The organism is Stenotrophomonas sp. TWI1149, assembly GCF_039673155.1.
Taxonomy (GTDB): Bacteria; Pseudomonadota; Gammaproteobacteria; order Xanthomonadales; family Xanthomonadaceae; genus Stenotrophomonas; species Stenotrophomonas maltophilia_AA.
The window spans coordinates 1-20,918 of record NZ_JBDJLB010000008.1 but is presented as its reverse complement, the minus strand read 5'-3'; the positions used below and the strand labels follow the sequence as shown (position 1 = coordinate 20,918).

General features: G+C 69.1%; 16 protein-coding genes. 8 read left to right on the top strand and 8 right to left on the bottom strand.

Going from position 1 to position 20,918, the window contains the following annotated elements:
* Window positions 1-3: 3 nt before the first annotated feature.
* The 5 genes from ABE424_RS10540 to ABE424_RS10520 form a co-directional block, all read right to left on the bottom strand.
* A complete protein-coding gene (locus ABE424_RS10540; RefSeq protein ID WP_176991025.1) occupies window positions 4-2,061 on the bottom strand; it encodes an FUSC family protein in 2,058 nt (685 codons plus the stop codon).
* 3 nt (window positions 2,062-2,064) lie between these two features.
* On the bottom strand, window positions 2,065-3,522 hold the full coding sequence (locus ABE424_RS10535) for an efflux transporter outer membrane subunit (protein ID WP_346491398.1): 1,458 nt from the start codon (window positions 3,520-3,522) through the stop codon (window positions 2,065-2,067).
* Window positions 3,519-4,427: an efflux RND transporter periplasmic adaptor subunit gene (locus ABE424_RS10530; protein WP_176991027.1), complete on the bottom strand. Its 909-nt coding sequence runs from the start codon at window positions 4,425-4,427 to the stop codon at window positions 3,519-3,521. The genes ABE424_RS10535 and ABE424_RS10530 overlap by 4 nt, the downstream gene beginning before the upstream one ends.
* On the bottom strand, window positions 4,424-4,633 hold the full coding sequence (locus tag ABE424_RS10525) for a DUF1656 domain-containing protein (protein ID WP_019183984.1): 210 nt from the start codon (window positions 4,631-4,633) through the stop codon (window positions 4,424-4,426). Before ABE424_RS10525 ends, ABE424_RS10530 begins: the two co-directional genes overlap by 4 nt.
* Before the next feature lie 101 nt (window positions 4,634-4,734).
* A complete protein-coding gene (locus ABE424_RS10520; RefSeq protein WP_176991028.1) occupies window positions 4,735-5,190 on the bottom strand; it encodes a MarR family transcriptional regulator in 456 nt (151 codons plus the stop codon).
* Between the two features lie 159 nt (window positions 5,191-5,349).
* On the opposite strand from ABE424_RS10520, the gene folE reads away from it, so the two are divergent.
* From folE to ABE424_RS10500, 4 genes are all read left to right on the top strand, one after another.
* On the top strand, window positions 5,350-5,952 hold the full coding sequence (gene folE, locus ABE424_RS10515) for a GTP cyclohydrolase I FolE (protein ID WP_019183982.1): 603 nt from the start codon (window positions 5,350-5,352) through the stop codon (window positions 5,950-5,952).
* Window positions 5,953-6,079: 127 nt separating this feature from the next.
* The gene (locus ABE424_RS10510) at window positions 6,080-7,549 is read left to right on the top strand and encodes a DUF3375 domain-containing protein (RefSeq protein WP_346491397.1); all 1,470 of its coding nucleotides are present in this window, start codon (window positions 6,080-6,082) and stop codon (window positions 7,547-7,549) included.
* Window positions 7,536-8,237 (top strand): DUF4194 domain-containing protein, encoded by a 702-nt coding sequence (locus ABE424_RS10505; RefSeq protein ID WP_346491396.1) that lies wholly within the window; start codon window positions 7,536-7,538, stop codon window positions 8,235-8,237. The genes ABE424_RS10510 and ABE424_RS10505 overlap by 14 nt, the downstream gene beginning before the upstream one ends.
* A 46-nt stretch (window positions 8,238-8,283) precedes the next feature.
* Complete coding sequence (locus ABE424_RS10500; RefSeq protein WP_346491395.1) at window positions 8,284-11,916, top strand: SbcC/MukB-like Walker B domain-containing protein; 3,633 nt, start codon at window positions 8,284-8,286, stop codon at window positions 11,914-11,916.
* Window positions 11,917-11,953: 37 nt separating this feature from the next.
* Here ABE424_RS10500 and ABE424_RS10495 read toward each other — a convergent pair whose 3' ends face one another.
* Complete coding sequence (locus tag ABE424_RS10495; protein ID WP_346491394.1) at window positions 11,954-12,730, bottom strand: TSUP family transporter; 777 nt, start codon at window positions 12,728-12,730, stop codon at window positions 11,954-11,956.
* Between the two features lie 62 nt (window positions 12,731-12,792).
* Between ABE424_RS10495 and ABE424_RS10490 the strand changes: the two genes are divergently transcribed.
* The gene (locus tag ABE424_RS10490; RefSeq protein ID WP_346488506.1) at window positions 12,793-13,188 is read left to right on the top strand and encodes a YchJ family metal-binding protein; all 396 of its coding nucleotides are present in this window, start codon (window positions 12,793-12,795) and stop codon (window positions 13,186-13,188) included.
* On the opposite strand, the gene ABE424_RS10485 is transcribed toward ABE424_RS10490, so the two are convergent.
* Entirely contained in the window at window positions 13,167-14,474 is a 1,308-nt protein-coding gene (locus tag ABE424_RS10485; RefSeq protein WP_346491393.1) for a GGDEF domain-containing protein, read from the bottom strand. The two genes, ABE424_RS10490 and ABE424_RS10485, sit on opposite strands and share 22 nt — an antisense overlap.
* A 171-nt stretch (window positions 14,475-14,645) precedes the next feature.
* Between ABE424_RS10485 and egtB the strand changes: the two genes are divergently transcribed.
* Genes egtB through ABE424_RS10470 form a run of 3 tightly spaced genes read left to right on the top strand, consistent with a single transcriptional unit; the run spans window position 14,646 to window position 19,130 of the window.
* Window positions 14,646-15,932: an ergothioneine biosynthesis protein EgtB gene (gene egtB / locus ABE424_RS10480; protein ID WP_346491392.1), complete on the top strand. Its 1,287-nt coding sequence runs from the start codon at window positions 14,646-14,648 to the stop codon at window positions 15,930-15,932.
* Complete coding sequence (gene egtD, locus ABE424_RS10475; RefSeq protein WP_176991036.1) at window positions 15,929-16,903, top strand: L-histidine N(alpha)-methyltransferase; 975 nt, start codon at window positions 15,929-15,931, stop codon at window positions 16,901-16,903. Before egtB ends, egtD begins: the two co-directional genes overlap by 4 nt.
* A 55-nt stretch (window positions 16,904-16,958) precedes the next feature.
* Window positions 16,959-19,130 (top strand): lytic murein transglycosylase, encoded by a 2,172-nt coding sequence (locus ABE424_RS10470; protein ID WP_346491391.1) that lies wholly within the window; start codon window positions 16,959-16,961, stop codon window positions 19,128-19,130.
* A gap of 25 nt (window positions 19,131-19,155) precedes the next feature.
* Here ABE424_RS10470 and ABE424_RS10465 read toward each other — a convergent pair whose 3' ends face one another.
* Window positions 19,156-20,361: a benzoate/H(+) symporter BenE family transporter gene (locus ABE424_RS10465; protein WP_346491390.1), complete on the bottom strand. Its 1,206-nt coding sequence runs from the start codon at window positions 20,359-20,361 to the stop codon at window positions 19,156-19,158.
* Between the last annotated feature and the right edge of the window lie 557 nt (window positions 20,362-20,918).

Sequence of the window (20,918 nt, the reverse complement as noted above, 5' to 3'; positions counted from 1 at the left end):
GGTTCAGCGCGGCGCGGGCAGGCCGGGTGGGCCTGCGGTGGTCTCGGCCGGCGCGGCGGCCACCGGTGCTTCGGGGAACAGCGCATAGCGCAACCCGATCAGGCCCATCAGGGCCTCATCGCGGGCCTTGCCGGCCTCCACGGTCTGCACGCGCTTGAGCGAGGCCTCCAGCCGGGCCTGCAGCCCGGTGGGGGCGGGCAGGGGACGCCGACGCGCCGCCTGCGCGCGGTAATGGGCCGCCACTTCGTCCAGGATCGCGTCGATCGCGGCCACGCTGGCCGCCGGCAGGCCGTGCCGCGAGCGGCGCAGCTGCAGGATGTTCAGGCCGATCCGCGCTTCGGTGAGCATGTCCACCGAGGCGATGTCGCTGCCTTCCGGCGTGGCCGCTAGGCGCGGTGCCAGCAGGCCGAGCAGATCGAGCATGCGCGCGGCGAACTGCTGGCGGTCCTGCTGGCCGCGGCCCTCGGCCGCATCGGCCAGCGTGTTCCAGCCCTGGCGCACCAGCCGGCGCGCGGTCCACTCGGCACCCACCGAGCGGAACAGCCGCGTCATCACCACCGCAAAGCCGATCCCGATGAACATCGCCACGGCCGAGTTGATGAAGCTCTGGATGTTGGCGCTGTAAGTGTTCTGCACGTTCAGCAGCGCCACCAGGTTCACCGTCAGCGGCAGGCCGATCAGCGCGGTCTTGGGCCGGTGCAGCAGCAGGCCCAGCGGCAGGAAGATCACCGCCAGGACCAGCACCAGGCTGCCGAAGTCGTGCACCGCCGGGAAGATCCCGAACAGGTACACGCCAGCCACCAGGCTGGCCACGATGGCCCACAGCAGGAAGGACAGCATGCTCGGTGCGGGATCGTCCTGCGCGGCGAAGAACGCGGCGGCCACCGCGGCCATCATCGCGCCGTTGCCACCGCCTTCCCAGCCGAGCCCGATCCACAGCACGCAGTAGGTCATCAGGGCGACACCGGCACTGGCCGCGGAGAACAGCGCCATGCCGTAGTCCACGTGCCGTACATGGTCCACGCGCTGGGTGCGCACGCGGTAGTGCGCGGTATCGCTCGGCGCGGTGCCTTCGTCGATGGCCGCGTGCAGGGTGGTGCAGTCCTGCCAGAGGTCGACCAGTTCTTCCAGGCGCAGCAGCAGGGTGACCAGCAGCAGGTGATCCAGCTCGCCGTCCACCGCCGGCTTGAGCGCGACGATGCGCGCGCGCAGCGTGGCGTAGGCGCTCGCACTTGATCGGCCCGGCTGCTCCAGCCAGTGCGCCAGATCGGCGATCAACGGCTCCAGCCCGGGCGGCAGCGCGCGGCCACCCGCACGCAGTGCACCCAGCCGGTCGGCGATCGAAGAGAGCACCGGCAGCATCAGCAGCATGCGCTCGCGCAGTCGCTCCATTGAGACCGCCGCACCGGCATGGCGCGGATCGTCACGACGCATGAATTCGATCAGCGCTTCGAACTGCACCAGGTCGGCGGCCAAGCGGTTGCGCGGGCCGTGCGCATGGCCGCGCGTCAGGATCTGCCGGCACCAGTCGGCGGCATCGCCCATCCAGCTGCCGATCCGCGAGCGCAGCATCGGCCGCACCGAGGCGGGGAAGAACAGCGAGGCGAACAGCACGGCCACCACGGTGCCGAGGATGATCTCTTCGCTGCGTGCCACCACGGTGTCGAAGATGGTGTCCGGCGAGGTCACCGCCGGGAAACCGATGAAGGCGGTGGTGTAACCGGCCAGCAGGAAGGCATAGCCGCGCGGGCCGCGGTTGAGCAGGGCGATGAACAGGCACGCGGACAGCCACAGCGACATCGCCGCGCTGAGCAGCAGTGGCGTTTCCACCAGGTGTGGCAGCATCCACAGCGTGGCCGCGCCGGCGATCAGCGTGCCCAGGATGCGGTAGGCACCCTTGGCGCGGGTCGGGCCGAGCATCGGCTGGGTCACGATGTAGACCGTGGCCATCGCCCAGTACGGGCGCGAGAGGTTGCCGGCCAGCCCGATGTACAGCGCCGCGATCGCCGCCAGGAAGGTCTTGACCGAGAACAACCAGGCCTGTCTGTCCAGCAGCAGCATGGCTTACCTCGCGGCCGTGCCGGTGGCGACGGCGTCGGCATTCCAGCCGCCGCCGAGCACCAGGAACAGCTGGATCTGGTCGCGCGAGACCTGCGCCTGCGCTTCGGCCAGGGTCGCATCGGCGCTGGCCAGGCTGCGGTCGGCATCCAGGCTGGCCAGGTAGGGCGTGCGTCCGCCCTGGTACAGACGGCGGTTCTGGCTGGCGGCCAGGTCGGCCTGCTGCTGCGCCTGCTGCAGGAACTGCAGGCGCTGCAGATCCTGGGCATAACGGCTCAGCGCGGTCTGGGTTTCGCGCAGCGCCTGCAGCACGCTGTGGTCGAACTCGGCCAGCGCGGCGTCGGCACCGGCTTCGGTGGCGTGGATGCGTGCGTGCGTGCCGGAGGAGGGCAGCGTCCAGGAAATCAACGGACCGATCGACCATTGCTGGGTCAGCGGCGTGCCGAAATCTTCCAGCAGGCCGGCCGCACCGACCGAGGCGCCCAGGCGGATGTCCGGGTAGAGCTCGGCGGTGGCCACGCCGATCCGCGCGGTGGCGGCGGCCAACTTGCGCTCGGCCTGGCGGATGTCCGGGCGGCGTTGCAGCAGCGCGCGGCCGTCGCCGATCGGCAGCGCCTGGGCCAGGGTCGGGGCCTGGCTGCAGTCGCTCACGCCCTCGGGCAGCTGGCCCGGCGTGCGGCCAAGCAGGGCGGCCAGCTGGTATTCGGAGGCCTGGCGGTGTGCATGCAGCGGCGGCAGCGCGGCCTGCAGCATCGCGACCTGGGCATTGGCGCGGGCCAGCTCCGGCGGCGTACCGCGGCCGGCCGTGATCAAGCGCTGGGTCACCTCGCGGCTGCGCTGCTGCAGCTGCAGCGAGTGTTCGGCCACGTGCAGCTCATGGTTGGCGTGGCAGATGTCGACATAGCTGCCGGCCACCTGCGCGACCAGCGATACGCGCGCCAGGTCCATCGCGGCGGCGGTGGCCTGCTCGTCGGCATGCGCGGCCTCGGAGGCGCGCTTGAGCTTGCCGAACAGATCGAACTGGTAGGACACCGCGAACTTGCCGTCGGCCAGGTTGATCGGCGGCAGTTCGTGTTCGAGCAGGAACGATTCGGCCGACAGCTGCGCGCGGCTGACCCCGGCCTCGGCCTCGTACTCAACGCCACCGGCATCCAGCGCCTGCTCGTAGACGGCGGCGGCGCGGCGCAGGTTGGCATCGGCGACCTTGAGTTCGACGTTGTCGCGCAGCGCCTGCTGCACCAGCGCATTGAGGGTGTCGTCCTGGTACAGCTCCCACCAGCGCGCGGGCAGCGCGGCGCCAGCGGCGACCTGCGGGTTGCCGGTCTCGAGGAAGGCGGCATTCGCCTCCGGCCGCTGGAAGGCGGACCCGGCCGGCACCGCGTAGTCCGGGCCGACGGTGCGGCACGCAGCCAGCGTGGTCAGCGCCAGCCCCAGCGCGATGCGGTGCAGCGCCGGGCGGTTCACAGCGCCGTCCGTGCCGGTTGCACCGGCGTGGCCGGGGCGGTGTCCGGCTGGATGGTGACCGTGGCGGTACGCCCGGCGATCAGATTCACGCCGGCCGGCACGCGGTCGATATGGATGCGCACCGGGATGCGCTGGGCCAGCCGCACCCAGTCGAAGGCAGGCGTCACGTTCGGCAGCAGGCTGCTGCCTTCGCTGCGGTAACGGTCTTCGATGCCGGCGGCGATGCTCTGCACGTGGCCCTGCAGCGGCTGCGCTTCGCCCATCAGGCGGATGTCGACCTTCTGGCCGGCATGCACGCCCTGAAGGCGGGTTTCTTCGAAGTAGCCGTCCACGCGGAACGAGCCGGTATCGAGCACGGCCATCACCGGGCGCCCGGCGGTCACGTAGTCGCCCGCGCGCACGGTGCGGTCGTTGACGTGGCCATCGCTGGGGCTGCGCACTTCGGTACGCGCCAGGTTGAGCTTGGCCAGATCGACGGCGGCCTGCGCGGTGGCCATCGAGGCCTGCGCGGCGAGCAGCTTGGCGCGGCGCACTTCGGCATCCTCGGCGGCGACCAGATCCTGCAGGCTGCGGTCGCGCGCGATCTCGCGGCGCAGCTGGTCCAGCGTGGCACGGCGTTCACCGAGCGCGGCCTGGGCCTGTTCCAGCGCGATCTCATAGCGCGCGCGGTCGACCACGAACAGCACGTCACCGCGCTTGACCGGCTGGTTGTCGGCGACCTTCACCGCCTCCACCAGCCCGGACACGTCCGGCGCGACCTGCACCACGTCGGCGCTGACGTGCGCATCGCGCGTCCACGGCTCGTCCATGTAGTACGCCCACAGGTGGCGCAGCACCAGCACGGCGGCCACCACGGCCACGACGGTCAACACGACCGGGAATGTCTGCTTGAGGATCTTGTTCACGATTGCATCCAACGCATCAGGGAAAACAACCCGCCGAGCACGATCACGTACACGGCCAGGTTGAACAGGGCGGGGTGCCAGATGTGGCGGTAGGCGCCGGTGCGCTGCAGGACCACGCGCAACCCGCTCTTGAGCAGGTAGGCAAGCAGCATCAGCCCGAGCAGGGTCGGGACGAACACACCATAGAGACTGAATTCACCGTACATCGAGGCAAAGGATTCACAGGAGAAAGGTAGGCGACGACCGTGGGTCGTCGTACGTCATGCCGTCGCAGCACAACACCGGGCGGTACAACGGGGGAACAGGCTTACGTCACGCGGTCGGCCGCATCGGCCAGCAGCTGCCACAGCTTCAGGACGGTGCGCAGTTCATCCATGGTCAGCTCGCCGAACACGTCCTGGCGCAGGCCGATCAACTGGGTCTCCAGCTCGCTGACCAAGGCCTCGCCCTTGTCGGTCAGCCACAGCAGGTTCGCGCGGCGGTCGCTGGCGTCGCATTCGCGGCGGACCAGGTCGCTGGCGGCCAGCTTGTCCAGCAGGCGTACCAGCGAGGGGCCTTCCATGCCCAGCTGGTGGGCCAAGGCCACCTGGCGGATACCCCCGCCGGCGCGCCCGATCATCAGCAGCGGCATGGTGCAGGCGGCCGAGATGCCGTAGCTGCCCAGGGCCTGGTCGGCCAGGCGCTGCCACTGCCGCCCTGCATAGAGCAGGCCGGAACTGAGCTGCATCTGCAGCTGGGTACGTTCGTCGAGGGATCGGTTCATCAGAATAGATAGGATACTACTAATTCGCGTCCTATCAATACCCGTGGCACAACCGCGGCCCAATGAGCGCCTGCCCGGGCGGGGCCCGGGCGCCGCCGCGCAGGACGCCCGAGGGGTCTGTCGGGTACGATGCTCGCCCCCCTTCGGGTGCTGTATGTAATGAGCAAGCAAGACAACGACGCCAACCCCGTCACCCAGGCCGAGGCCGAATCGGCGGTGCGCACCCTGCTGCGCTGGGCCGGTGAAGATCCGACCCGTGAAGGCCTGCTGGATACCCCGCGCCGCGTTGCCGAAGCCTATGGCGACTGGTTCAGCGGCTACCGCGACGACCCGCGCGCCTACATGGAGCGGACCTTCGAGGAAGTGGCCGGCTACGACGAACTGATCGTGCTGCGCGACATCGAGTACGAAAGCCACTGCGAACACCACATGGCGCCGATCATCGGCCGCGTGCACGTCGGCTACCTGCCGGCCGGCAAGGTGGTGGGCATCAGCAAGCTGGCCCGCGTGGTCGAGGCGTATGCACGCCGCTTCCAGGTCCAGGAGAAGATGACCGCGCAGATCGCCCAGTGCATCCAGGACGTGCTGCAGCCGGTCGGCGTGGGCGTGGTGGTGGAAGGTGCGCACGAGTGCATGACCACCCGCGGCATCCACAAGCGCGGCGTCAGCATGGTCACCTCGAAGATGCTGGGCAGCTTCCGCGAGGACGCGCGCACCCGCGCCGAGTTCCTGCGTTTCATCGAAGTGGGCGGCAAGCGCTGATTCCCCGCGCTGTCGCGCGCGACCGGCAGGCGCTGGGCTTCGGCCCGGCCCTGCGGCTGCGTGCGCGTCCCGTTTCCCTCCCGGCCGCCGCGATCCGCGCGGCCCGTCTTCCTGTCCCCGGTCTCGAATGAAACATCGCGAGCGCATTACCCGTTACCGCCACCTGCGCGAACAGTCGCAGTGGAAGCTGCTGGCGGCCGATCACGCGCCGGAGATCATCGGCCTGCTGCAGAGCCTGCTGATGCAGGACGAGCGCACCCTGTCCACCGCGGTGCTGCATGAACGCCTGCAGCGCGCGCTGGATGACCTCAAGGCCGATGAGCTGTCGCGCGACCTGCCGCGCACCGCACAGGCCTACATCGCGCACTGGCTGGCCCAGGGCTGGCTGGAACGTCGCCTGCCGGAAGGCGCCGACCAGGAACAGTACGAACTGTCCACCCAGGCCGCGCAGGCGATCCGCTTCGCCGACAGCCTGGAGCAGGCGCGCGCCGCCGCAACCGAGAGCCGGCTGGCGCTGGTGATCGAGCAGCTCTCGCAGCTGGCCGCGCTGACCGAATCCAACCCGGATGCGCGGCTGTCCGCGCTGCGCGACGAGCGCGACCGCATCGATGCCGAGATCGCCCGTGTCAGCGGCGGCAAGGTCTCCTCGCTGGACGGCAAGCGCGCGCTGGAGCGGACCCGCCAGATCATCGGCCTGGCCGACGAGCTGACCGAAGACTTCCGCCGCGTGCGCGACGACTTCGAACGCCTCAACCGTGAATTCCGCGAACGCATCATCGATGACGAGGGCGAGCGCGGCGACGTGCTGTCCAAGTTGTTCGAAGGCGTGGACGTGATCGGCGACAGTGACGCCGGGCGCAGCTTCGAGGCGTTCTGGCGCCTGCTCAATGATGCCGAACAGAGCGCCCAGCTCGATGCCGCGCTGGAGACCGTGCTCGCGCGTGGTTTCGCGCGCAAGCTGGACCGCACCGAGCGCACCTTCCTGCGCGGCTTCACCACCACCATGCTCGAGCGTGGTGGCCAGGTCCACGACGTGCTGCAGCACTTCGCGCGCAGCCTGCGCGGCTTCGTGCAGAGCCGTGGCTACCTGGAACAGCGCCGCCTCAACCAGCTGCTCAAGCAGGCCCAGGGCGAGGCGCTGGGCCTGCGCGATCACATCCCGGCGCAGCGCTCCATCGGCCGCGACCTGCAGCTGACCACCAGCCGGCTGCGCTCGCTCTCGCAATGGAAGCTGCACGATCCGCGCCAAGCGCAGGTCGATGGCAGCGTGCAGCGCAACGACACCGCCGCGATCTCGCTGGAGAGTGTCGGTGATCTGGTGGCGGCCTCGGAAATCGACTTCCGCACCCTGCGCCGCGACCTGCACGACCTGCTCGGCGCGCAGCCGCGGCTGTCGATCGCCCAGGTGCTTGAACACCGCGAGGCCCCGCAGGGCCTCGGCAGCATCATCGGTTACCTCTCCCTTGGCACCCGCCATGGCGAGGTCGCCACCGACCAACAGGAGATCGCGCAATGGCGCGGCGGCGATGGCCACTGGCGTCGCGCCCGCATTCCGCTGATCTGGTTCACCCAGGAGAAACGCCATGAGCTGGCATGACCAATCCACCGACGCCCCGATCGACGGCGGCGCAGACGAGCACGACGACGAACCGGTCGTGGTGACGCCCGTCCTGCGGCGTAACAATGACGTGTTCTACATGGGCGACACCGGCCGGCTGCCGCTGGATGGCCGCCGCGCGCTGTGCCAGCTGCTGATCGGCCCGAGCATCGACCAGCTGCGCCACGCCAAGCTGTGGCCGGCGCTGATCCGCAGCGAAGCGGCGATCCGCTCGGCGCTCTCGGACCTGTTCCTGGAACTGGTGCTGGACCGCGAGAGCGGGGTGGCCTTCACCCGCCAGGCCGATACCGAAGATATCGATGCGCCGGTACTGCTGCGCACCTCGCCGCTGACCTTCATCGACTCGGTGCTGCTGCTGCACCTGCGCCAGCAGTTGGCCGAAGCCGATGCGCGCGGCGTGCGCGCGGTGGTCGAGGACGGCGAACTGGCCGAAGCACTGGCCGTGTACGAGCGCCACCTGTCCACCGACCGCGCCGGCTTCAACCGCCGCGTCGCCAGTGCCGTGCAGAAGATGAAGGACAACCACATCCTCACCCGCCTCGGCGGTGACGATGCGCGTCATGAAGTCTCGCCGGCACTGAAACTGATGTTCTCCGCCGAAGATGTCGCCGCCCTGGCGCAGGTGTACCGTCGCCTGCGCGAAGCGCCGGCCGACCTCGACGCCTGAGCGCGCGCCCGCGCGCCGCTGCCCTGCCTGGATTGCTAGCCCTGCCATGACCGTCCACATTCCCGCACCCGCTCTGTTCCCCGGCGACCAGCCCGACCCGCGCGCGCAGCAGTTCCGCATGCGCCGCCTGCAGGTCCACAACTGGGGCACCTTCTCCGGCCTGACCGAAGTGCCGATCGCCGAACGCGGCTTCCTGTTCGTCGGCCGCTCCGGCTCGGGCAAGTCGACCCTGCTCGATGCGATGTCCGCGCTGCTGGTACCGCCGGCCCTGGTCGACTTCAACGCCGCCGCGCGCGAAGCCGAACGCAGCGGCCGCGACCGCAACCTGGTCTCCTACGTGCGTGGCGCCTGGGCCGACCAGCAGGACAGCGGCACCGGCGAGATCGCCACCCAGTACCTGCGCAAGGGCGCCACCTGGACCGCGCTGGTGCTGGAATACCGCAGCAACGACGGCCGCATCGTCAGCCTGGTGCGCCTGTTCTGGATCGCCGGCAACGGTGCCGCCGCGGCCGATGTGCGCAAGCACTACATGGTGGCCGAGCGCAGCTTCGACATCGCACGCGACCTGGGTGGTTTCGACCTGGACCTGCGCAAGCTCAAGCAGCGCCTGGGCGATGTGCATCACTTCGACAGCTTCGCCAGCTACGCCGAGCGTTTCCGCCACGTGCTCGGGATCGAGAACGAGATGGCGCTGCGCCTGCTGCACAAGACCCAGTCGGCGAAGAACCTCGGCGATCTGAACGTGTTCCTGCGCGACTTCATGCTCGATGCACCGCGCACCTTCGATGCGGCCGAGCGGCTGGTCGATGATTTCGCCGAACTCGATGGCGCCCACCAGGCCGTGGTCACCGCGCGTCGCCAGGTCGAGACCCTGCTGCCGGCGCGTGGGCATTACGCCGACCTGCAGGCACTGCGCCGCCAGCGCGAAGACCTGGACGAGATGAAGCTGGGCATCGACGGCGTGCGCGAGCAGCGCCGCCTGGCCCTGCTCGAGGCCCGCCTGCTGGAACTGGACACCCGCGACCGCGGTCTGTCCGGGGAAGAAGGCCAGCGCCGCAGTGCGCTGGAGAACCATGAAAGCCACCTCGCCGAACTGGAGGCGCAGCGTCGCCAGCAGGGCGGCGAACGCATCGAAGAGCTGGAGCGCGAGCAGGGCCGTGTCGCCCAGGAACGCGACCGCCGCCTTGCCAAGCGCAGCCAGGCCAACCATGCCAGCCGCGAGCTGGGGGAAACCCTGGCCGAGACCGCGCATGGCTTTGCCGAACAGCTCGCCCGCGCGCAGGCCCGCCTGGACGACGGCCAGCGCGCCGCGGCCGAACTGGATGAGGCCATCGCCGAACGCATGGGGGGCAAGCGCGACGACGAGCGCCGCTTCGCCGAGGTGCGCTCGGAACTGGACGCGCTCAAGCGCACCCCGTCCAGCATTCCCGCGCCCATGCAGCAGCTGCGCGCGCGCCTGAGCAGCGACACCGGCATTCCCGAGGCGGCGCTGCCGTTCGTGGGCGAACTGCTGCAGGTCCGCGACGAAGACGCCGCATGGCAGGGCGCCATCGAGCGCGTGCTGCACGGCTTCGCGCAGTCGCTGCTGGTCGATGAGCGTCACCACGCCCAGGTCTCGGAGTGGATCAACCAGACCCACCTGGGTACCCGCCTGGTGTATTACCGCGTACGCCGCAACGACGATGCGCTGCACGGCCGTGAGCCGGGCGCGCGTTCGCTGCTGCACAAGCTGGAGCTGCGCGAGCACGGCTATGCCGGCTGGCTGCGCCGCGAGCTGGGCAAGCGCTTCGACTACGAATGCGTGGATGCGCGGCATCTGCGCGACACCGACCGCGGCATCACCAAGGAAGGCCAGGTCAAGCATCCGGGCGAGCGCTTCGAGAAGGACGATCGCCACAACATCAGCGATCGCCGTCGTTGGCTGCTCGGCTTCAACAACCGCGACAAGCTGGATCTGTACGAGCGCGAAGCGATCGAACTGGCCCAGCGCATCGCCGCCTGCGACAGCGACGTGGCCGGCCTGCGCGCGCAGCGCGAACAGGACGGCAAGGCCCGCCTGGCCTGCCATCAGCTGTGCACGCTGGGCTGGGACGAGATCGATGTGGCCGCACCGCTGCAGCGCCTGGACGACATCGCCCAGGCCCTGCACGACCTGCGCGAAGGCAATGCCGATCTGCGCAGGCTGGGCGAACAGATCGAGAAGACCCGGGCCGATGTGGCCCAGGCCAAGCGCACCTATGAAGACGTGCGCGTGGAGCGCGGCCAGCTCGGCCGTGAGCACGAACGCCTGGAGCGCCTGCACGAGCAGTGCGCGCCGCTGGCCAAGCGCGTGGTCACGCCGCTGCAGCAACAGGGCCTGGACGAACGTCTGAAAGCGCTCGGCGTGCTCAGCCTGGAGAACCTGGAAGCCCATTTCCGGCAGATCAGCAACACGCTCAACGAACAGCTCGGCGGTTCCCAGGCCGAACACAACCGCCTGGAGAACCTGCTGCTCGGCTGCTTCCGCCGTTACTGCCAGGCCTGGCCGGAAGACAGCGGCGATTTCACCGTCAGCCTGTCCAGCGCCGAGGATTTCCTCGCCCGCCTGCAGCGGCTGGAGAACGATGGCCTGCCGCAGCACGAAGCGCGCTTCTTCGATCTGCTGCAGAGCCAGAGCAAGAACAACCTGCTGGCCCTGCAGCGGCACACGGCCGAGGCGCGCAAGTCGATCGCCCAGCGCCTGGACGAGGTCAATGCCTCGCTGGAGCAGGTGCCGTTCAACCGCGGCACCCTGCTGACCATCGAACTGACCGACCGCCGCCTGCCCGAGGTACTGGATTTCCATCAGCGCCTGCGCGATGTGCTGTCCCAGCAGCAGACCGAGCAGCGCGAACTGGCCGAAGCGCAGTTCGCGGTGCTGCGAGAGCTGGTCGCCAAGCTCGGCTCGCAGGAAGGCGAGGACAAGCGCTGGCGCGAGCTGGTGCTGGACGTGCGCCTGCACGTGGAGTTCGTCGGCGTCGAACTCGATGCCGCCACCCGCCAGCAGGTCGAGATCTACCGCAGCGGTGCGGGCAAGTCCGGCGGCCAGCGCCAGAAGCTGGCCACCACCTGCCTGGCCGCCGCGCTGCGCTACCAGCTCGGCGGTGCCGACGGCCAGCTGCCCAGCTACGCGGCGGTGGTGCTCGATGAAGCCTTCGACAAGGCCGACAACGAGTTCACCGCGCTGGCGATGAACATCTTCGACAACTTCGGGTTCCAGATGGTCGTGGCCACCCCGCTGAAGTCGGTAATGACGCTGGAGCCCTTCATCGGGGGGGCCTGCTTCGTGGAAATCAGCGGTCGCCACGACTCCGGCGTGCTGCTGATCGAGTACGACGACGAGGGCCGGCGCCTGAAGCTGCCGGAGCGGGCCCGCGCGGGTGAGACGGCCGCAGTATCGGCACCGGCACCCGCGGCGATCGCGGCGTCTGACGTGGTCGATGCCCCGAAGGAGGGTGCCGACCAGGTGATCGCCGGATCGCCCGCAGGGCAGGCCGACGCCGCGGTGGACGCCGTGGACGCACCGGCACCGGTATCGCGCCCGAAGGTGGCGGCACCCAAGGCCGCGGCCAAGGCGCCGGCAAAGAAAGCTGCAAAAAAGTCGGCCGCCAAGGCCGCCACGAAGGCCGCCGCGAAGAAGCCGGCCAAGCCCAAGCGCTGAGCCATCGAGGGGTCAGCCCCAGGGCTGGCCCGTCCGACTAACCGGCGAAGGTATCCCAGCCCATCCGGGCGATCAGCACCACCACCAGGCCGACGAACAGCTTGCGGATGAAGGGCGTGCCACCGCGCAGCGCCATCCGCGTGCCGACCACCGAGCCGATGATGTTGGCCGCGGCCATCGGCAGCGCGAACAGCCACAGGATGTTGCCGGTCGGCACGAAGAACGAGATCGCCGCCACGTTGGTCGCCAGGTTCACCACCTTGGACGCGGCCGACGCACGCAGGAAGTCCAGCCCGAAGAAGCGCACGAACAGGAAGATCAGGAAGCTGCCGGTGCCGGGCCCGAAGAAGCCGTCGTAGAACCCGATCACCGCACCGATCGCCAGTGCGGTCACCAGCTCCCTGCGGCCGATCTCGCGCGGGCGGTGCAGGGCACCGAAGTCCTTCTTCCACAGCGTGTAGCCGAGCATCGCCACCAGCAGCACCAGCACCAGCGGGCGCACCGCGTCCTTGGGCAGCAGGCTGACCGCCGTGGCCCCGGCAAACGAGAACACGAAGGCCGTGCCCGCCGCGAACAGCACCGGCCGCCACGGGAAGCGCACATTGCGCGCATAGCGGAATGCCGCGGCCGCGGTGCCGAACATCGAGCTGAACTTGTTGGTGCCGAACAGCATCGCCGGCGTGTGCTGCGGCAAGACGGTGAACAACCCGGGCAGCTGCACCAGCCCACCGCCGCCGACGGCGGCATCGACGAGGCCGGCGATGAAGGAAATCGCCACCAACCACAACAGCTCAGGGGGAACCAGCTCAAGCACGGCAACACATCGCGGCAGAAGGCGCGCCAGCATACGCCCGCCCATCGCGCGACAATACCCCCATGACCATCGTCCCCTCCGATCCTTGTCCCTGCGGCCGCCCGCTGGCCTACGCCGCCTGCTGCGGCCTCTACCATGCCGGCACCCCCGCACCGGATGCCGAAGCGCTGATGCGGTCGCGCTACAGCGCCTACGTGCGCCACCTGGCCGACTACCTGCTGGCCAGCTGGCACCCGTCCACGCGTCCGGCCGAGCTGTCGCTGGATGAAGCACCCGGGCAGCGCACCCAGTGGCTGGGGCTGACGATCCACGCACATACCCGGTCGGATGCCGATCATGCGCAGGTCCGCTTCACCGCGCGCTACAAGGTCGGCGGCGGCAGCGCGGTGAAGATGCTCGAACATAGCCGCTTCGTCCGCGAAGACGGCCGCTGGTTCTATCTCGACGCAGTGCCCTGAGCCAGCGCGGCCGTGCGCACCGGCACGGTCCCCTGCTGGCCATGCGCGCGCACGCAGTTGCGGCCGGCGTCCTTGGCCGCATACAGGGCCTGGTCGGCGGCCTTGATCACCGCCTGCGGACTGTTGGCGACCCGGCTGTCGGCCACGCCGATGCTCACCGTCACCTGCACCACTTCGCCGCTGCCCCCGCGTCCGCGCTGCAGCTGCCCTGCCGCATCATCGCGGCTGCGGGCGGCGCGGTCGCGCAGGTGCATGCGCCCGCCCTCGATCCGCGCGCGGATCTCCTCCACCGCCGCTACGCAGGCCGGGGCAGGCCGATCCAGGAACACCAGCGCGAATTCTTCGCCGCCATAGCGGAACGCGCGGCCACCGCCGCCGATGTCGGCCAGGCGCGCGGCCACCAGCCTGAGCACGTCATCGCCGGCGTCGTGGCCGTGGGTATCGTTGAAACGCTTGAAATGGTCCACGTCCACCATGGCGATGGTGTAGGTCGTCCCGACCCGCTGCAGGCACTCGTTCAAGGCCCGGCGTCCGGGGAGGCCGGTCAGTTCGTCGCGGTAGGCCATGTGGAAGCCTTCCTGCAGCATCGCCGAGGTGATCAGCAGCAGGGCCATGCCGCTGACCGCAGGCAACAGCGCGGGCGAGACGAACACCCGCGGCAACATCCACCACAGGCAGATCAGGGCGACCAGCAGGGCGGTGTGCAGGGGCCGCGGCCGGCGCCAGGCCTGCACCGCCAGCGCTGCGGTGGCCACCACGAACAGCAGCGCCGGGAACTGGGCCAGCGCGCTCCAGCCACCGGGCAGCCACGCCAGGTGCCGGTCTGACAGCAGCGCCTGCATGCCGTCGGGGCCTTGGGCGGCCAGCAGCAGGAAAATGCCCAGTGCGGTTCCACTGACCACGCCGCGCAGCAGCAGGTCCTGGCGCAGCCGCCCGCGCTCGGGCCACAGCCCGTGCAAGAGGAACAGCAGCGGCAGCCACCAGGACACCGCATGGAAGATCAGCGGGGTCAGCGCCGAGATCGTGCCCTGGCGCAGGAAGGTGCCGACCACGCCGTGCAGCACGGCGAAGGCCAGCGCGATCGCCAGCATCAGGCACACGGCCCGCACGCGGGCGTAGATCAGTCCGAGGCCGACGCCCAGGCAGGCCAGCACCAGCGGCAGCAGGCGGTGCACGGGATTGCCGACCTCGGCCGCCGGCGTGGCGCCCCACAGCCCGACGGCCACCAGCACGGCAGGCAGCACGAACAGATAGTGGCTGGGCTGGCGTAGCAGGTGCGTCCGCAAGTAGGGGTCCACGTGGTGGGCCGGCGCGCCGTGGCTGCAGCGTGCAAACCGGACAACACAGGCAAGGGGTCTCCCCGATAGCGGCCCACGCGTATTCAACTTGAGCGCTGTCACCGTACCGATGCCGTGCCATGACGTGGCACTCACCCCGGCTGGTCGATCCTGATCGGGATGAATACCGCCGTTGCTGCCGCACCACCCCTCACTGCCGCCCCGCCGTCGTCGCTGGCCGCCCGCTATGCCGGCGTGCGCGCCCGCACGGTCGCGCTGGCCGCGCCGCTCAGCGCCGAAGATGCCATGGTGCAGAGCATGCCCGACGCCAGCCCGGCGAAATGGCATCTGGCCCATACCACCTGGTTCTTCGAGCGCTTCGTGCTGGCCACCCGGCCCGGCTACGTGCCGATCGATGCGGACTGGCATTACCTGTTCAACAGCTACTACCAGAGCATCGGCCCGGCGCATGCGCGTCCCCAGCGCGGCCTGCTCTCGCGGCCGACGCTGGACGAGGTGCTGCACTTCCGCGCCGAGATCGACCAGCGCGTGATCGCCGCACTGCAGGCCGGCACGTTGAGTGGGCAGGCCCAGCAGCAGCTGCTGCTCGGCCTGCACCATGAGCAGCAGCACCAGGAACTGCTGTTGACCGACATCAAGCACGCGTTCTGGTCCAACCCGCTGCAGCCCGCCTACCGCGATGACCTCGTGGCGACGCCGGCATCTGCGCTGCCCCTGCAGTGGCTCAGCAGTCCCGAGCAGATCGTGGAGATCGGCGCGCCGGTCTGGCCGACCCAGCCCACCTTCGCCTATGACAACGAATCGCCGGTGCACCGTGCCTTGGTCCCCGCCCATGCGCTGGCCAACCGCCCGGTCAGCAACGACGAGTACCGCCAGTTCGTGCAGGCCGGCGGCTACCGCGAGCCGCGCTGGTGGATGAGCGAGGGCTGGACGCTGTGCCAGGACCAGCACTGGCAGCATCCGCTGTACTGGGACGACGCACTGGAGCGCGAGTTCACCCTTGGAGGCTGGCGCGCGCTCGATCCGCACGCACCGGTCTGCCATCTCAGCTATTTCGAAGCCGACGCGTATGCGCGCTGGCAGGACGCCCGCCTGCCCACCGAGTTCGAGTGGGAAGCAGCGACCGCGGGCCGTCCGCTGCGGGGACGCTTTGTCGAGACCGATCAGCTGCACCCCGGCGGCGCGGAGGAGGACGGCGACATGGTCCAGCTGTTCGGCGATGTCTGGGAATGGACCAGCAGCGCTTACGGGCCGTATCCGGGCTTCCGCACCTTCCCGGGCAACCTGGGCGAGTACAACGGCAAGTTCATGTGCGGGCAGTGGGTACTGCGAGGCGGCAGCTGCGTGACGCCGGCGGATCACCTGCGCGCCAGCTACCGCAATTTCTTCGCCCCGTCGGCCCGGTGGCAGTTCGCCGGCGTGCGCCTTGCACGGGACGCCGCATGAGTTCGGTCCGGGATGCGCTCGACGCACTGACCGATCTGCAGCCGGATCGCGACCAGATCACCGCCGACATCCTGCGCGGGCTCTCTGCCACGCCGCGCCAGCTGCCGTCCAAGTACTTCTACGATGCCCACGGCTCGGCGCTGTTCGAGCAGATCACCCGGCAGCCGGAGTACTACCCGACCCGCACCGAGCTGCAGCTGCTGCAGGACTGCGCGCGGGATATCGCCAAGGTGGTCGGCCCGCACCTGCATGTGGTGGAGCTGGGCAGCGGCAGTGGGCGCAAGACCGAACTGCTGCTGCATGCGCTGCGCGATCCGGTTGCTTACACCCCGATCGAAATCTCCCGTGCCGCGCTGTTGGACAGCATCAGCCGGCTGGCCGCGTCGCTGCCCGACATCGAGATGCTGCCGGTGTGTGCCGACTTCACCCAGCCGGTGCAGCTGCCGTCCCCGCAGCGCGAACCGGCCCGCCGCCTGGTGTTCTTCCCCGGCTCGACGCTGGGCAACTTTGCCCATGACGAGGCGGTCGCGCTGTTGAAGGCGATGCGCCAGACCATGGGCCCGGAGGGGATGGCCCTGATCGGCATCGACCTGCACAAGGATGCGGCGTTGATCGAGGCCGCGTACAACGACGCCGCCGGGGTGACCGCCGAGTTCACCCTCAACCTGCTGCGGCGTCTGAATCGCGACATCGGCAGCGACTTCGATCTGGACGGCTTCCGCCATCGCGCCCGCTACAGCGTGCCGCGCCTGCGCATCGAAACCGAACTGGTCAGCCAGCGCGACCAGCGCGTGCATGTGGATGGGCAGAGCTTCGATTTCGCCGAAGGTGAAGCGATGACCGTCGAGTACAGCCACAAGTACACCGACGCGGTGTTCGCCCGGATGGCCGCCGACGCCGGTCTGCAGGTGACGGCGCACTGGAACGCCACCGATCCCGCCTTCGGCCTGCGCCTGCTGCAGCCGGCCTGACCTGCGCGGCATTGCCGCTATGATGCAGGTCCACTGGCTGCAAGGATTCCCGCCAATGCGATGGTCGCCCCTGTTGTTGGCCGGGCTGTGTCTCGGCGCACCGTCGCTCGCGATCGCTGCGCCGGATGCCTTCTCCACGTGCCTGGGCACGCTCAAGGCGCAGGCCGGCAAGCAGGGCCTCACGGGTGAGCGCTTCGACGCGCTCACCGCCGGGCTGACCCCGGATCCCAGCGTGCTGCCGCTGCTCGATGCGCAGCCGGAGTTCACCACGCCATTGTGGGATTACCTGGCCGCCCTGGTGGATACCCAGCGCGTGGCGGATGGGCGCGCCCGCCTGGCCGAGCACCGTGATCTGCTGGCGCGGGTATCGACCGAGTACGGCGTCGATCCGGCCACGATCGTCGCCGTCTGGGGCGTGGAGAGCGATTACGGGCGCGTGTTCGGCAAGCGCCCGCTGCTGCAGTCGCTGGCCACGCTGTCCTGCGAAGGCCGCCGCCAGCCCTTCTTCCGCGGCGAACTGCTGGCGTTGCTCAAGCTGATCGACGCCGGCGACCTGCGTGCCGAAGGCCTGACCGGCTCCTGGGCCGGCGCGTTCGGCCACACCCAGTTCATGCCCTCCACCTATGCGCGCATCGCGGTGGACGGCGATGGCGATGGTCGTCGTGATCTGGTCGCGTGCATTCCCGATGCCCTGGCGTCTACGGCCAATTACCTCAAGAAGGCCGGCTGGCGCACCGGGCAGCCATGGGGCGTCGAGGTGAAGATTCCGGCCGGTTTCAACGCCGGCCTGGCCGGTCGCACCCAGCGCAAGCCGCTGGCCGACTGGCGCGCGCTGGGCATCGTGCCGATCGCCGGGGGTGCCCTGGCGCCTACCGGACTCCCGGCCGACAGCAATGCGGCATTGTTGCTCCCGACCGGTGCCAAGGGCCCGGCCTGGCTGGTGTTCCGCAACTACGACGCGATCTACGCCTACAACGCCGCCGAGAGCTACGCGCTGGCCATCGCCACGCTGGCCGACCGCCTGCGCGGTGGAACAGGTATCGTCGCGGCCTGGCCAACCGACGATCCCGGCATCGGCCGGACCGAACGCCGCGAGCTGCAGACCCTGCTGCTGGCCCGCGACCACGATATCGGTACTGCGGACGGCATGATCGGCACCGCGACCCGCCGCGCCATCCAGGCCGAACAACAGCGGCTGGGCTGGACCCCTGCGGATGGCCGTGCCGGCCAGCGCATCCTTACCGCCCTGCGCGGTGCTCCTCCTTCTTCAACGCCGACCATGCCCGCATCCACCGTGTTCACCCTGCCGCCGAACCATGCCCAGTACGTCCAGTCCCCGGCCGCGCCGCGCGCTGCCCTGCCCAAGGTGCCCGGCCTGAGCCTGGCCGATGTGCAGGGTTTCCCCGCGTGGACGGTCGAGACCCCGTTCGCCACCGCCGCGATCAGCGTGTTCGGCGGCCAGCTGCTGTCCTATGTGCCCAAGGGCGGGCAGGACGTCATGTGGCTCTCGCCGAGCGCCCAGCCGCTGCCGACGCCGATCCGCGGCGGCACCCCCGTGTGCTGGCCCTACTTCGGCCGTCAGGGACAGGGCAATGACGTGCCCTCGCACGGTTTCGTCCGCAACGTGCCGTGGACCCTGCAGCAGGCACGCCGCGAGGCTGACGGCACGATGGTGCTGACCCTGGCCCCGCCGGTGCTTGAGAACCTGGACCTGCGCCTGCGCATGGAACTGCGGATCGGCCGCACCCTGGAACAGCGCCTGATCACCGAGAACACCGGCCGGCAGCCGGTCGCCTTCACCCAGGCCCTGCACAACTACTTCCATGTCAGCGACGCGATGCAGGTCAGCGTCGAAGGCCTGGACGGCCTGTCCTACCTGGACAAGTTCGAGAACTACGCCGCGCCGCGTCAGCAGCAGGGCGAGTGGAGCCTGCGCGACCCGCGCGATCCCGGTCGCAGCGACCGCATCTATACGCAGGCCGGCGGCCGCTACCTGCTCAAGGACCCGGGCCTGAAGCGGCGCATCGAGATCACCACCACCGGCAGCCGCTCGCTGGTCGCGTGGAACCCGGGCGAGGCGGGCGCCAGCAGGATGGCCGATGTCGGGGCCGGCTGGCGCAACTATGTGTGCCTGGAAGCGGCCAACGCCGGTCCGGACGTGGTGACCCTGGCGGCGGGTGCCAGCCACACCCTGACCCAGACCTTCCGGGTGCTGCCGCTTCAGTAAGTCATGGACGGGGGCAGGGCGTTCGTCACGCGCTGCCCCGGCCGGATCGGGCAGGGCGCGGTCGCAGCGCCACCAGGCAGATGCCACCGGCCACCAACCCCCAGAACGCCGAGCCGATCCCGGCCAGCGACAGGCCCGAGGCAGTGACCAGGAACGTCACCAGCGCTGCCTCCCGATCCGCCTCCTCACGCAGCGCCATCGCCAGGCTGTTGGCGATGGTGCCGAACAGCGCGATACCGGCCACGCAGGCCACCAGTTCCTTGGGGAAGGCGGCGAACACGGCCGCCACCGTCGCCCCGAACAGCCCGACCACGATATAGAAGGCGCCGGCGGCCACCGCTGCGGTGTAACGCCGCGCCGGATCCTCGTGTGCCTCGCGCCCCATGCAGATCGCCGCAGTGATCGCGGCCAGGTTCAGGCCAAAGGCGCCGAAGGGGGCGAGCAGCGTATTGACCACCCCGATCCAGCCGATCACCGGCGACACCGGCGTGTCGTAGCCGGAGGCGCGGATCACGGCCACGCCCGGGATGTTCTGCGAGGCCATGGTGACCACGAACAGGGGCAGGGCGATGCCGAACACTGCCGACCACGACAGCGTCGGCCAGGTGAACACCGGCGTGGCCAGTTCCAGCCGCACGTCCTGCATATGCAGCAGGCCCTGACCGGCCGCCACCATCACCCCTACAAGCAGGGTGGCGATCACCGCATAGCGCGGGAACAGCCGCCGCCCCATCAGCCAGGTGGTGAACATCGCCAGCGCCATCCCGAGCTGCGTGCCCATGGAGACGAATACATCCAGTCCAAAGCGCAGCAGTACACCGGCGAGCATGCCGGCGGCCAACGCCATCGGTACACGTTTCATCACCTTCGCGAAGATTCCCGAGAAGCCGGCCAGCATCCCCAGCACCGCGGCAAGGACGAATGCACCGATCGCATCGCTGTAGCCGACGGCGCTCGCACCCACCACGAGCATGGCAGCGCCCGGCGTCGACCATGCGGTCACGACGGGCATCCGATAACGCAGTGACAGACCAATGCACGTCACGCCCATGCCAAGGCCCAACGCCCACATCCATGAGGCGATCTGCGCCTGATCGGCGCCCACCGCACGTGCGGCCTGGAACACGATCACCGCCGAACTGGCGAAGCCCACCAATACCGTAATGAAGCCTGCCATCACCGCTGGCAGAGAGAGATCGCGCCACAACGAACGTTTGCCGACCGCAGACATCGCATGCATTCCTGATGACAAGAGATGCATTGTTAGCAAGCCAGCGGCAGCACGCGCAACGCGCGTGCTGCCGCGCTTGTTGATGAGCAGCACGTAGGGATGACGCGTTGATGAAAAAGATCGACGAAAACGCTTGACGAATTTTCAGAAGTCTTTAGTATTCGCTCCCTCGCTGCGACGCGGTCTTCACCCCGGTGAACACCCACCCGCAGCGACGGCAACAACCTTCGAAAGAAGGTGTTGACGGAAACGAAAAGCCTGACATAATAGGCGGCTCGCAACGACGAAAGCCTCTCGGGGCAAACGACGAAGCGGCATCGGCAACAACGGTTCACTACGGTGAAACGGCCTTGAAAAAGGTGTTGACGAAGCAGATAAGCCGGTCTATAATGGGCGGCTCGCAACGACGGAAACGTCGGGGCATACGGAGGAAGGCGCTGAGGCCGACTCCCAAGTTCTTTGACAGTATGCGCAGGTATCTTGTGAAGGCGCCTGCAGGAAGGATGTATGTCCATCTTGCAGACGTTTGATCAAGCAACATATCAATTGTTTTAAAG

What these genes read in the sequence shown, in the direction of transcription:
- ABE424_RS10520 (WP_176991028.1), bottom strand. Translation starts at nt 5,190, where the DNA reads ATGAACCGATCCCTCGACGAACGTACCCAGCTGCAGATGCAGCTCAGT.
- ABE424_RS10510 (WP_346491397.1), top strand. Translation starts at nt 6,080, where the DNA reads ATGAAACATCGCGAGCGCATTACCCGTTACCGCCACCTGCGCGAACAG.
- ABE424_RS10500 (WP_346491395.1), top strand. Translation starts at nt 8,284, where the DNA reads ATGACCGTCCACATTCCCGCACCCGCTCTGTTCCCCGGCGACCAGCCC.
- ABE424_RS10465 (WP_346491390.1), bottom strand. Translation starts at nt 20,361, where the DNA reads ATGTCTGCGGTCGGCAAACGTTCGTTGTGGCGCGATCTCTCTCTGCCA.
- egtB (WP_346491392.1), top strand. Translation starts at nt 14,646, where the DNA reads ATGAATACCGCCGTTGCTGCCGCACCACCCCTCACTGCCGCCCCGCCG.
- egtD (WP_176991036.1), top strand. Translation starts at nt 15,929, where the DNA reads ATGAGTTCGGTCCGGGATGCGCTCGACGCACTGACCGATCTGCAGCCG.
- ABE424_RS10540 (WP_176991025.1), bottom strand. Translation starts at nt 2,061, where the DNA reads ATGCTGCTGCTGGACAGACAGGCCTGGTTGTTCTCGGTCAAGACCTTC.
- ABE424_RS10470 (WP_346491391.1), top strand. Translation starts at nt 16,959, where the DNA reads ATGCGATGGTCGCCCCTGTTGTTGGCCGGGCTGTGTCTCGGCGCACCG.
- ABE424_RS10490 (WP_346488506.1), top strand. Translation starts at nt 12,793, where the DNA reads ATGACCATCGTCCCCTCCGATCCTTGTCCCTGCGGCCGCCCGCTGGCC.
- folE (WP_019183982.1), top strand. Translation starts at nt 5,350, where the DNA reads ATGAGCAAGCAAGACAACGACGCCAACCCCGTCACCCAGGCCGAGGCC.
- ABE424_RS10505 (WP_346491396.1), top strand. Translation starts at nt 7,536, where the DNA reads ATGAGCTGGCATGACCAATCCACCGACGCCCCGATCGACGGCGGCGCA.
- ABE424_RS10525 (WP_019183984.1), bottom strand. Translation starts at nt 4,633, where the DNA reads ATGTACGGTGAATTCAGTCTCTATGGTGTGTTCGTCCCGACCCTGCTC.